General features: G+C 67.5%; 10 protein-coding genes and 3 pseudogenes. 6 read left to right on the forward strand and 7 right to left on the reverse strand.

All coding sequences use genetic code 11. The annotated features are described in order from the left end of the window. Nucleotides 1-233 (reverse strand): annotated as a pseudogene (locus tag AB0J69_RS60115) (hypothetical protein); the annotation flags it as partial. Nucleotides 234-717: 484 nt separating this feature from the next. On the opposite strand from AB0J69_RS60115, the gene AB0J69_RS60120 reads away from it, so the two are divergent. Both AB0J69_RS60120 and AB0J69_RS60125 read left to right on the forward strand, forming a co-directional pair. Continuing rightward, nucleotides 718-1,116 (forward strand): helix-turn-helix domain-containing protein, encoded by a 399-nt coding sequence (locus AB0J69_RS60120; protein ID WP_364137970.1) that lies wholly within the window; start codon nucleotides 718-720, stop codon nucleotides 1,114-1,116. A 386-nt stretch (nucleotides 1,117-1,502) separates the two neighbouring features. Continuing rightward, the gene (locus AB0J69_RS60125) at nucleotides 1,503-1,790 is read left to right on the forward strand and encodes a hypothetical protein (RefSeq protein WP_364137971.1); all 288 of its coding nucleotides are present in this window, start codon (nucleotides 1,503-1,505) and stop codon (nucleotides 1,788-1,790) included. 691 nt (nucleotides 1,791-2,481) lie between these two features. On the opposite strand, the gene AB0J69_RS60130 is transcribed toward AB0J69_RS60125, so the two are convergent. After that, nucleotides 2,482-3,291 (reverse strand): transposase, encoded by an 810-nt coding sequence (locus AB0J69_RS60130; RefSeq protein ID WP_364137972.1) that lies wholly within the window; start codon nucleotides 3,289-3,291, stop codon nucleotides 2,482-2,484. 215 nt (nucleotides 3,292-3,506) lie between these two features. Between AB0J69_RS60130 and AB0J69_RS60135 the strand changes: the two genes are divergently transcribed. Continuing rightward, complete coding sequence (locus AB0J69_RS60135; RefSeq protein WP_364137974.1) at nucleotides 3,507-3,644, forward strand: hypothetical protein; 138 nt, start codon at nucleotides 3,507-3,509, stop codon at nucleotides 3,642-3,644. Here AB0J69_RS60135 and AB0J69_RS60140 read toward each other — a convergent pair. Continuing rightward, nucleotides 3,584-3,946 (reverse strand): annotated as a pseudogene (locus AB0J69_RS60140) (helix-turn-helix domain-containing protein); the annotation flags it as partial. The gene AB0J69_RS60135 and the pseudogene AB0J69_RS60140 sit on opposite strands and share 61 nt — an antisense overlap. A gap of 100 nt (nucleotides 3,947-4,046) precedes the next feature. On the opposite strand from AB0J69_RS60140, the gene AB0J69_RS60145 reads away from it, so the two are divergent. Next, complete coding sequence (locus AB0J69_RS60145) at nucleotides 4,047-4,175, forward strand: hypothetical protein (RefSeq protein ID WP_364137976.1); 129 nt, start codon at nucleotides 4,047-4,049, stop codon at nucleotides 4,173-4,175. Nucleotides 4,176-4,268: 93 nt separating this feature from the next. Here the strand turns inward: AB0J69_RS60145 and AB0J69_RS60150 are convergent, their stop codons facing one another. The 3 genes from AB0J69_RS60150 to AB0J69_RS60160 form a co-directional block, all read right to left on the reverse strand. Then, on the reverse strand, nucleotides 4,269-6,815 hold the full coding sequence (locus AB0J69_RS60150) for a tetratricopeptide repeat protein (RefSeq protein ID WP_364137978.1): 2,547 nt from the start codon (nucleotides 6,813-6,815) through the stop codon (nucleotides 4,269-4,271). 201 nt (nucleotides 6,816-7,016) lie between these two features. Then, the gene (locus tag AB0J69_RS60155; protein ID WP_364137980.1) at nucleotides 7,017-8,213 is read right to left on the reverse strand and encodes a hypothetical protein; all 1,197 of its coding nucleotides are present in this window, start codon (nucleotides 8,211-8,213) and stop codon (nucleotides 7,017-7,019) included. After that, nucleotides 8,210-8,728 (reverse strand): SigE family RNA polymerase sigma factor, encoded by a 519-nt coding sequence (locus tag AB0J69_RS60160; protein WP_364137982.1) that lies wholly within the window; start codon nucleotides 8,726-8,728, stop codon nucleotides 8,210-8,212. The genes AB0J69_RS60155 and AB0J69_RS60160 overlap by 4 nt, the downstream gene beginning before the upstream one ends. Nucleotides 8,729-8,852: 124 nt before the next feature. On the opposite strand from AB0J69_RS60160, the gene AB0J69_RS60165 reads away from it, so the two are divergent. Beyond that, entirely contained in the window at nucleotides 8,853-9,347 is a 495-nt protein-coding gene (locus AB0J69_RS60165) for a hypothetical protein (protein ID WP_364137984.1), read from the forward strand. 78 nt (nucleotides 9,348-9,425) lie between these two features. After that, nucleotides 9,426-10,898: a serine/threonine-protein kinase gene (locus tag AB0J69_RS60170; RefSeq protein ID WP_364137986.1), complete on the forward strand. Its 1,473-nt coding sequence runs from the start codon at nucleotides 9,426-9,428 to the stop codon at nucleotides 10,896-10,898. Nucleotides 10,899-11,465: 567 nt separating this feature from the next. On the opposite strand, the pseudogene AB0J69_RS60175 reads toward AB0J69_RS60170, so the two are convergent. Then, nucleotides 11,466-11,660 (reverse strand): annotated as a pseudogene (locus AB0J69_RS60175) (IS3 family transposase); the annotation flags it as partial. Nucleotides 11,661-11,757: the final 97 nt, after the last annotated feature.

Consider the following 11,757-nt stretch of genomic DNA (forward strand, 5'->3'; position numbering starts at 1 on the left):
GCGTATCCGCCCAGCCCCAGCACCCGGCACAAGCGGGTGATGCTGCCGGTGGACACCCCGCACTGATCGGCAAGATCGACAATGGTCATGCGCGCTGCCGCATCGGGGTCGGCGAGCACGCGCGCGGCGACGGTCCGCTGGGCAACGGGCATCGAAGGGGCCAGTTCACGCAGTCTGGCAATGATGCCCTCCACCGGCCGACCCACTTCCCCGTCATTCGCCACCAGGTTCACACAGCCAAAAATTATCTACCTGCCCCGCATAAATCCAAGCAATGATACATATTCGAGGCTTACTTTCGCCATAACGTTATGAATTAATCTTGACTTGAAGCGCAAGGCCAAGGTCCCGCCGCGTCGATGGAGAATCCTTCGCCGCGCCCCTTGCGTTCACCCCGGCCAAGACCTGGTCGGCGACAACGCGGTACCCCACCGCTGCGGGCATCGCGGCTGTGGGGACTTCCACCCCAGCGAGGGCCGGATATCGGTCCCGTCCTCGCTGGGCACCATAGCTCAGATGGCGCTCACAACCCCTGAGGCCGAGCTCAGAGACTGTGCCTGCACCCTAAAGCTCCGCCTCATGCGGCAGCCGTACCGCGTGCCATCACCGGACACCTGCAGTGTGAAGGCCCCGTCCTTTCAGGGCGTGGAGGAAAGACGGGACGATCGGCCACTTCGGTCTCCCGGTTGGCCGGCATTGATCGGTAGATTGATCGGCATGTCCCGCCACCAGCTCCAGCCCACGGCCGTCCAGCAGGAGGCGCCGGCGGAGCAGGGCGGACATGCCCGGTTCGTCTGGAACCTGGCCGTTGAGCAGCACGCGCCCAGGAGGCCAGGCCCGCTCGAGGGCGCCCGGATCTGCTGCAGTGCCGGCAGCTGGCACAGGCCCGAGCGGAATTCGCAGGGCTGCGGCTGCCCACCGGGTCGATCATCATGCAACAACCAGGCGCTCAAAGACGTCGCGCAAGCGATGGCGCACGTCTTCGCCGATACCCATCGCCGTCCCACCTGGCGCAGACGCGGCCCGGGGCGAAGGCTTGCCCCCCGTTGCGATCCAGACCGCCAAAGCACGCCGACGGTCCCGCCCCATGGGGCAAGCTGCGGGCGCCGAAAGTAGGCTACATCCGGTCCCGCTACTCGCGCGCCGTCCCATCCCGAGGGGGGAGGCCGCATCGGATCACCCGCGACCGGGCGGACCGCCGGCATGCCACCATCGCCGCGCTCCCAGAGCCGATACCCGCATCAGGCAGCGGTGAAGCCGTGGACATGGACCCAGCGGCGCGGCAGTGTCGGCGGCCGCTGTCCACCGGACAGATGCTGGCCGTGTCCGGCCTGCGGGAGAGCTGAGAGGATCCGGCTGCTGCGGGGACTGGCCCGCGCTCAGTGCGGCTTGAACCGGCGGGCCAGGGTCCAGGGGCGATCGCCCCGCCTGAGGGCGCGCGAAGGTGACCGGCGCACGGACGTGATCGAGAAACCTCGACCGATCCGGCCCGCCGCTTCAACGTGATCGCCGTCGAAGATTTCAAGATCAGGAACATGACCCGGTCGGCCACGGGTACGCGGGAGGCACCGGGCCGCAACGTCGGTCAGAAAGCCGGGCCGAACCGGGGAATGCTCGTCGCAGGCTGGGGCCGGTTGGAACGCAAGGCTCCGGACCGGGTGGTGATGGTCAAGGCCGTGTTCATGAGCCAGCGGTGCTCAGTGTGCGGGATCGTGGACCGGCAGGCGCGCGAGAGTCAACCGCGCTTTCCCGGAGCTGATCCTGCCGATACGCCGACAACGCTGAGGTGAACGCGGCCCGCACTATCGCATACACAGGGCAGAGCATGCCGTCGCTGCGCGGGCAGGCACGCCGTCGGGCGGGCCGGCAAACCGCAGCATGTCCTCCTCCAGGTGGGATAGATGCCGCTGGCATCCCCTGCCATCAGGCAAGGGAGGACGTCAATCCGCTCGGAGATGTCGGCGCCAGGGAATCGGGAGGATAAGCAGCGCTGCCGCGTACGCCACTCCATACCACGCCGGCAGCCAGCCACCCCCTGACATCGCAGCGACGGAGCTCAGCGCCGACACGGTGGCAAGCAAGGCAACGGTGGCGATCTTCTCTCGTGCGAGGTGTACCGCCATAGCGGCTGCGCCCAGCAGACCCGAGCCGGTCAGGAGGTCCATCAGCAACCACACATTTAACAACCCGGTATCCGCCAGCGTGTGAAGCAGCGGACGCGGAAGCGACGGTGTCCAGATCCAGGTGAGCCCCCCGATCAAATTGGCAGCGGATGGGAGCGCCAGAACAAGCACTGCCAAGATCGCCGACCACTCGCCCCTACGAGACTGGGAGCCCGCCAGGGCGGCCTTCAAGGATGTTCCATCGGCCAGACTGGGCCGCGGATGGCCAGACAGAGCGTTAGATTCAAAGCCGCCCTTTCTCTGTTGACAGCACTGATCCCCGGTAATTTTCAACCGGCGGCTTTCCTTGACTCCGACGTCAGAGCAGGGCATAGCTACTGAGGGTTACGTGAGGCTCATGGCGGCTGCTCTGCCCCGTCGCCCGCTCATCGTTAACCAGCAGAACCTGGGCTGACCAGGCAACTAACCGGACTTTGAGGGGACAAGTCATTTCGGCGGGCGCTCCAGAAGCTTGCGACCAGGCCAGACCGGGCGCCGGATCGGGGGTTGGAGACCACGCTGGGCTACGACATCGTGGTGGACGACTTGGTGGTCCGGTTCGTAAGTCATTCGAGGGTTCACGCGATTGCTGGTAGTGCGGCAGGCTGGTGGCCGCAGCCGGTTGGCTGCTGGGAGTGGTGCTCCTTCTGTTCGTGTCGCTCGATCCGGTCATCAGGTCCTCGAGGTCGGCCGGGGTGAACTTCCATCTGAAGGGCCGGGCGGTCTCGTTGTAACGACGCTCGAAGGCGATCAGCCGGTCTTCCACCTGGTCAAGATTGGTGAAGTCGTTGGGTGTGACGACCTTGCGCTGCACGATGGAAAAGAAGATCTCGATCTGGTTCAGCCATGACGCGTGCACGGGGGTGTGGACCATCGCCGCGTTGGGGAACTGCGCGGCGAGCCGGTCGGCCGCCGCCTTGCCGCGGTGAGAGGAACCGCTGTCGACCACCCAGAACACCCGCTTGGCGGAGGCGTAGGGTTCGGCGGTCATGACCTTCTCGACGAGGGTCATGAACGCGACGATGCCGGTCTTGGCCGCGCCATGTCCGATCACATGCGCTTGGTGGACGTCGTAGGCGGCCAGGTAGGCCAGCGACCCGCCCCGGTCGTATTGGTGGTTGATCCGCATCCTGCGGGCGGTGCTGGGTGGCAGGGTGGGGCGGCAGGGTGGGGTGGCAGCGGCAGCGCGCCTGGATCGAGGTCTTCTCGTCGGAGGAGATCACGTACTCGTTGTCAGCGAGGGGCTGCCCGTCCCAGATGCGCTGGTAGAGATCCAGCACGCGGGCGGCTTTGGTGGCGAAGCCGGGGTCGCGGATGAACACCCATGAGGTGTGCTGCCAGGGCTTGAGCACGTCAGCGGCCAGGATCCGGCGGACGGTCGAGGCGGACATCGCTTCGGTGATGCCCCTGCCGACCGCTTCGCAGGCCAGGTCGGTGCTGCTCCACCGTGACAGCGGCACTCCGGTCTCGGCCGGCAGCTGACAGGCCAATGCCTTGACCTCGGCCCGCTGGAGGGCGGTGAAGTGGGGTGGCCGGCCCGTCCGGGGCCGGTCCTTGAGCCCGTCGATGCCGTGGTCGGCGTATCGGCCACGCCACAGGCGAACGGTATCGAGGTGAAGGCGCTGTCGTGCGGCGATACGGGCGCCTGAGTAGCCGCGCGGCGTCCAGCACGATCCGGACACGGACGACCTGCTGGTAGGGGCGGTGTGAGAGTGAGCCAGCTTCTTGAGCTGCCGCCGGTCGGAGGCGGTTAAGACGATCTGGCGAGCGCGGGGGACGGGCACGCGGAACGCTTTCCGTGATCTATTTCAGGGGCGCCCACCACTTTGCTCCGATCCTCACCGGCCGGGCATGATCGACACGCCCGGCGGCAGGATAGGGCTCATGCCTGCCATCCCGGATTCGACCAAGATCTCCCTGGCCCAGCGGCTGCGCCAGCACGCCCGCGACCGCTGGCCCCAGCTGGCAGGCCTGCACGTCCGCTACCACGACCTTGCCACCCCCAGCTGCTGATGGCGTGACTGGGTCGAACACCCGCCACGCCGACCAGCGTGCTTTTCATAGAAGAGCGCTCCACAGGGAGGTGGGGCGCTTGGAGCGGGGGGACTACGTCCGGGACCCGTCTGTGATCGTCGATCGAGCGTTCGTCAGGACGGCGTCGCCGAGGTGCAGGCGAATGCTCGTGACATCGACACCGCTCTCCTCTGTCCGGTCGATGCCGAGGGAGGTCAGGATGGCCAGGGCCTGGGCCCAGTGGTGGCGGGCTTTGTCGCACTGGTTCAGTGCGCTGTGGGCGTGGGCCAGGCCGTCGTGGGCGCGGGCCTGGTCACTGGGCTGATCGAGGTCTGAGGCGAGGTGGAGTGCCTGGTGGTGGTCGTCCAGTGCTTGATCGGCTCGACCGCATTGGTGATGGAGGCGGCCCATGCCGTGGATGGCCTCGAACTGCCAGTTCCTGTCCCCGACTTCGTGTGCGCGGATCAGCGCCTGCTGGTAGCACTCCTGGGCCTGGTGGTGTCGCCCGTGGATGCGGTGCAGGTAGCCGAGGCCGGTGAGACTGTCGAGCTCGCCGACCCGGTGACCGGTGCCGCGGGCAAGATCCAGAGCGCGGGTGAACGAGCCGGTGGCCAGGTCGTGCTCACCCTGCCCCAAATAGATGCGGCCGAGGCTGTTCAGTGCGCGCAACGTACCCGTCCGGTCATCCATCGCCTGCGCGATGGTGATGGCTTGCGTCAGATCGTCGACGGCCTGCTTGTGCTCGCCCATGATCCGATGGACTTTGCCGGAGCTGATCAGCGCCTCCACCTGGCCGGCCCGGTGGCCGATCGCCCGCGCGATGCGGAGCGCCTGCGCGGCGTAGTCGCCGGCCTGGGCGAACCTTCCTTGGAGCCCATGGATCATGCCCAGGACGTTCAGCGCCCGGAGCTCGCCGGAGCGGTGCTGGATGGCACGGGCGATGTCCAGGCCGCCCTTGGTGTCCTCGATGGCTGCTTGGTGTCGACCATATCTGTGGTGGATCGCGCCGCGTGCGATGAGCGCGTCCATCTCGCCCCTGAGGTCCGCGGTGGCCCGGGCGGCGGACAACGCCCAGGTGTGGAGTGTCTCGGCTTCGGCCCAGCGTCCGCGGGAGCGCAGACACCAGTGCAGGCTGGTCGAGAGGTGCTGGACGTGCTCGGGGAAGTCGTGTTCGGCGGCGTGCTGGGCGAGGGCGAGCAGATTGGTCAGCTCCGCGTCCAGCCAGGCGGTGGCGGCTGTTGCGCCGGGCAGCGAGAAGGTCCCGGTCGCAGGGTGCCGGCGCAGGTCGGATTCGTAGGGGTAGAGGCGGTCCATCACCGCTGAGGTGGCCTCGCGGTAGTGGTCCAGCAGCCGGGACAGCGCGGCACGCCGATCGAGCTCGGCTTCTTCGTCGTCGGCCCGCTCCCTCGCATGGACGCGGATCAAGTCGTGGAACCGGTAGCGGCCAGGAGACGGCTCCTGCAGCAGATGAACCTCCAGCAACCCCTCGAGAACCCGTTCGGCCTGCTCAGTGGTGGTGGCCAGCAGCGCGGCCGCCGCATCGGGGGCGATGTCCACCCCGGCGGGCAAGCTCAGCAGCCGGTAGGCGCGCTGGTCGGAGGGGGCGAGCTCACGATAGGACAGGTCCAGTGCGCCGGTGACGCTGCGCTCGCCCGCCTGCAGCTCGCTCAGCCGGCGCCGATGCTGCTCGAAGCGCTCGAGCAGGTGCCCCGCGGTCCAGGACGGATGGGCTTTCAGCCGCGCCGCGGCCACGCGGATCGCCAGCGGCAGCATCCCGCACCGCCGTACCACCTCTTCCAGCACCCCCCGCGGCTCGCCCGCGACCCGCTCCTCTCCCGCGGTCGCGGTGAACAGCGCCACCGCATCCGCGAGCGGCAGGACGTCCACCGACACCGTAAGGGCCCCGTCCAGACCGACCAGCCGCCGCCGGCTCGTGACCAGCACCAGACAACGTCCCGCCCCCGGCAGCAGCGGTCGCACCTGGGCCTCGTCGGTGGCGTTGTCCAGCACGATCAACATCCGGCGACCGGCCAGCAGGCTGCGATACAGCGCCGCCCGGTCGTCGGCATGCTGAGGGATCGACTCTCCGGGAACGCCCAGCGTGCCGAGCACGCGCCCGAGCATGTCGGCGGGATCTGCCGCGGCCATGCCTTGGGTGTGGCCGTGCAGGTCGACGAACAGATTCCCGTCGGGGAAGCGGGAGGCGAGCTGATGGGCGGCATGGACGGCCAGCGCCGTCTTGCCCACCCCCGCCATGCCGTCGATCGCCGTGATCACCACGGCTGCCGCGCCGTCCCCGGCCCTGGCCTCATCCAGCAGAGCCAACTCTTCGACCCGGCCGACGAATTCAGGCACATCGACAGGCAGCTGCCGTGGCGTGATGCGCGCCGAAGGCGAGAGTGGCGGGGCCGTGTTGACGGCACCTACCAGGATCGCCAGCTCTGCCTCGTCCAGGCCCAGCGCCGCGGCCAGCAACCGGATCGATGCGCCGCGCGGACGTTGCAGCTCGCCCGCCTCCAACCGGCGGATGGTTCGCACGTTGAGGTTGGCCCGTGATGCCAGCTGCTCCTGGGTCAGCAGGGCACGCTCGCGCCACGCGCGCAGCAACACACTCAGAACCGGCCCGTCCGTCCACGGCATGAGGACTCCTCCCGCAGCCAAATTGCATAGATCAGTGAATCATTGCAGCAGATAGTTCAAGATCTGCGACGAAAGACAATGCCTATGCGCCCTTCCGGCGGCATTCACGGAAAATGCACCAAATCTGGCCGTAAATACCCATCAGTCGCGGGGAGGCTGATATAGGAGAGCGTGGCGAAGGTCCTGCCGACTGCCACCGTCTCAGAGTGCCGCCCTGAAGCCGGGGAGGACGAGCTCGGCCCCCGTCTGCACACTGTAGGTGCCGACTTTGCGGGTGTTGCCGGTCGTGATGTTCAGCGCGTAGGCCGTGAAGGTCACGTAGGGCGGATCAGCTCGGGCGGGTAGGTGAAGAGGCGTGCACTGGGACGGCTTGGTGATGACGGCCATCTCATCCGAGCTGAGCCAGGCATCCAGCCTGACCGAGTGATCTCGTATCGGGAGACCACGCGTGTCGATCGCCTTGCGTCCCTTGCCGGTTTCCGCATCCAACCTCACGACCTTCCCGGGTTGCCCACAAGGAGTTGCCCTCGAAAGGACATAATCGGCCGCGACGATGGTTCTCCCGTCGGGGGCGAGCGGGCTGGCGCTATAGCCCGGGGGGAGGTTGACGGTCTTCCCGTCAGTTGCCGTGGGTGTCTCCCAGAGGCGAGTCATCGTCCGCAGCCGGGACTTGGGGTGGGACTGCGCCAGCGTGATGCTGTTGCCATCCATGGACAAGCCGAGGGGAATCCAGCCTCTCGGTAGCGGCCGGACCAACTGCTTGCGCAGGTCGAAGAGCAGGGACGAATCCTTCAGCGGAGGCGTCTTGGTGAACGCCAAGAAGCGGCCATCTCCCGAGAGGAGCAGGTTGGACAAGCTGCGCAGGACCTTTTCCGGCACCTTGGCCGGGGCCGTCATGACCTCACCCGAGGCGAGATCGCGCACCGCGAAGGTCCCGGCCTCGGCGCTGTAGTACGCGATCTTGGTGCCGTCCTGGCTGATCGCCAGCGGGCTGTCCAGCCGCGGCTCTCCTCGGTAGTGGCTGCGGCTGGGCAGTGCCTGCGGCACGTGGTACGTTCTGCCGTCCCGCAGGACCACCCGCCAGGCGCCGTCCCTGCAATCCTGTGGCGCCGTGCCCCCATGTGGACGGCAGAACGTCTTGTACGCGTGGCTTAGCGGTCCGACCCCGCGCGCAGGCAGGTCGGTCACCTTGCCGGTCTCGGTGGCCGGATCAGGCTCGGTCTGCAGTAGTCGCACGGCGGTCGTCGCGGCGAGCGCGGTGACGACCACCGCCACTGTCGCCATGACCGAGGCGGCAGCGCGCCGCCTGCGCTGGCGAATCCTGATCGTCTGCGCTGCCAGATCCACTCGTGGTGATTCGTCGGCCAGGTCGTCCAGCACGTCACGCAGCCAGGTCATCGCGGTGCCTCCCCGAGGTATTCCAGGTCCGAGAACTTCGGCGCCAGCTCCGGCGCGAGCGCGCGTAGCCGCGCGAGCGCGTCGTGAGCCTGGCTCTTGACCGTGCCGAGCGAGCATTTGAGCAGCTTGGCGGTCTCCTGCTCGGTGAGATCTTCGTAGTAGCGCAGGATGATGACCGCCCGCTGCCGGGGTGCGAGCTGCGCGAGCGCCTGCCGGACAGCAAGCCTGATGACCGTGCCCTCCTCGCTCGAATACGACCGCTCCGGCGGCTTCGCGCTGGGTAACTCGGACAGGGTCAGGCGCCGACGCCAGGAGATGTACTGGTTCACCAGCGCCTTGCGCGCGTACGCGTGCGGATTGTCCACGTGCTTGGGCCAGCGCCCGAGCACCTTGAGCAGCACGCTCTGCAGCAGGTCCTCGGCCTGGTGGGCGTCTCCCGTAAGCAGGTACGCGGTACGCATCAGCGATTGCTGGTGCGCGGCGACGAACTCGCGGAAGCTGTCGTTGCGGTTCACGGCGACTCCTCTCGCCCGTTATCGACGCCGTCGAGAGGCCAAAGGTTGGGTGGCCAGAGTGATGGGATGGACTTACCGCGGCCGTGGCTGGTCGAAGTGGGAGGCACCCAGCGTTGAGGAGGCGATGGAGCGTTACCGGATCCTGTGTGCGCATCTGGGCAACGGCGTGCCCATGGCCCGGGTGGCCGCGCACGTGGACGCCCGTATCGGACGCTGCAACGGTGGCTGGCCCGCCGCTCTCGACGCGGTGCTGGTATCCGGCGCCTCTCGCGCGACCTGCAGAGGGTGCGGACCGGATCACGCGAACCGTGGTTCCCGTGATCTGCTCGCGGCGGACCACCTCCCGAGACCATCGGTTATCGGACGCGACGCTCGGCAGCCCGTCGTCGGCCGGCTCGGCATCGGGCTCGGCGAGTCGGCCTTCATGCTAAAGTGCCGCTGCGAAGGCCCGCCATCACCGCTGAAATGGGCGAACCCGTCATCCGTGGTACGCACGCGACCGCCGGCAATCGGTCTGACACGCGGTGGCGATGAGGAGACGGAACACACGGGATCCGTGGACCTGATCGAGTCCTTCGCCCGCCTGGGCCGATATGTGACGTCCTTGTGCATCTCTTGAGAAGGTAGCGATGACGGTGTCATGGGAAGATCTGCGCGGTAGGACCGCGCTGCCGCCGCGACGAGCGGCGGTTCGGACATGATGCTCGCCGGCCGGTACCGGTTGTTGTCTCAGCTGGGCCAGGGCGGCATGGGCACCGTCTGGAGGGCTGTGGATGAACTGTTACGTCAGGAGGTGGCCGTCAAGGAGGTGCGCTTCCCTCCTGAACTGGATCAAGCCAGCCGGACGGAAATGACCGAGCGCACACTGCGCGAGGCCAGAGCGGCGGCCCGGCTGCGTTCCCATCCGTCGATCGTCACGGTGCACGACGTCGTCATGGACGGCGGCCGCCCGTGGATCGTCATGGAACTGATCCGTGGCCGGTCCCTCGACCAGATCGTGCGCGAAAAAGGATGCCTGACCCCGCACCAGGCCGCTTGGGTGGGGCGCAACGTGCTGGACGCGCTGTCCGCCGCGCACGCGATGGGGGTGCTGCATCGCGATGTCAAACCGGGCAATGTCCTGATCTCCGACGACGGGCGGATCCTGCTGACCGATTTCGGGATCGCCACCTTGGCCGGAGACGCCGCCCTGACGCAGACCGGGCTACTCAACGGGTCACCTGGCTACATCGCCCCAGAGCGATTACGCGGCGAGAACGACGGCCCGCAGGCCGACCTGTGGTCCCTGGGGGCCACCTTGTACTCGGCGGTGGAAGGCAAGCCGGCCTTCACCGGCCACAACCCAGCGGCCGTGATGGCCGCCGTCCTGTTGCACGATCCAGCGCCCGTCCAGCGGGCAGGACCCCTGGGCCCTGTCCTCACCGGGTTGCTCAACAAGGATCCCGAGCGGCGATGCAGCGCCCGCCAGGCGGCCATGTGGTTCGAGGACATGGCCCAAGGCCGGGTTCCCGAGACCACGAGGCCCAGGGTGGCGAAGCCGGCCGCTCCCCACACGCGGTGGGTCGTCGGCGCGGCGGTGGCCGTCGTCGCTGGCCTGGCGGCAGCGTCGGTGGTCTGGCTGCAGACGCGTCCCGGAACAGGAGTCGCGAGCAGCCCGACCGCGAAGGCCGCGACGGAAGCCGCCGCGGATCCCGCCAAGCCGACGAAATCCTCCGCGAAGGGGGGTGAACCACGCTTCGGTCCCGGGCTCAAGTCCTGCCAGATGCTGACCACCGCGCAGGTGCGCACCCTGCTCGGCAGTGCCGTCAAGGACGACTATCGGATGCCCACGGTGTGCCGGTTCACCGGGACGAATGGTGCCGAGGTGACCGTCTCGGTGATGGGTGCCATCAGTATGGAAGCCTGCCTGGCGAACTTCGATGCGATCAAGGCCGGCATGCGGCAGCAGCAGAAGGACTACCCCGGCACCCAACTGCGGAAAAGGCGCGTCGTGGGCGACGAGACGCTGGCCCTGACTGGCCGTACCAGGACGGGCTCATACATGACGCAGGTGAGCTTCCGCTTCTTCAATGCCACGGCGTCCGTTTCCTACACCGGCCCGAGACCGGGGTATCAGGCGGTCGATGGCGCGGCGGCGTACGTCGTCGCGGCCTTGGAAGCGAGCGGGTGACGGCACGGCTGGCCACGGCGGCCAATCCGTGAAGCCGATCTGACACAAGGCCCCCTACCCCATCCCGTGGCAGGCCGGGTGACAGGAAGGCCGCGGAGATCGCGCCGCCGTTCCCGGCGGACGGCGGAGTACGGCGGCATCACTCGGTCTCCTCGACGAGGAGATTCGATGTGATCAGTGGTCGAAAGCGATCAGCGAGCGGGTGACGGGTGCACCTGTGTGGTTGTTGTGCCAGTTTCCGGCAGCCGCTGATCACGCGGGCCGCCTTAGGGCGTCAGATGGAACCGCGCCTGGTGCGCGCGTGCGCACGCTGGGCGGCGGCCAGCCGTTCCTCAGTGCTCTGGCGCTAGCGGGGTGACGAATGGGCCGGGCCTCGTCGGTGAGATCCGCGGATCGGCTCGCTCACGGTGGCAACGTGTGCGACGCCCAGATTCACCCCGACCTGGCGGCCTGTCCGCGGCAATGGCGGCGCTGGGACGTCGTCGCAGGAGCAGATCGCTGAACCGCTCCGACTTTCTTGGAGACCCTGGTGTGCCCTGGGTTCGATGGAGTCGCGTTTCTGGATTGTCATGCCACGGTGGACGCGTTCTCGAACTGTATCGGGGTGAGCATGCCCAGGCTGCTGTGCCGTCGTTGCCGATTGTGCCAGATCTCCAGGTACTCGAAGATCGCGTTCGCCAGCTCGATCCGGGTGTTCCAGCGCTGACGGTCGAGGAGCTCGACCTGCATGCGAGACCAGAACGACTCCATCATGGCGTTGTCGAAGCATTATCCGGCTAATGACGCTGGTTCTGGGCGTTGGCCGGTTAACGCTTTCAGCTGACCCGGGTAGTAAGTCGGCGGAGTTGCTCTTCGTGGC

This window comes from Nonomuraea sp. NPDC049709, from assembly GCF_040674815.1.
GTDB lineage: Bacteria > Actinomycetota > Actinomycetes > Streptosporangiales > Streptosporangiaceae > Nonomuraea.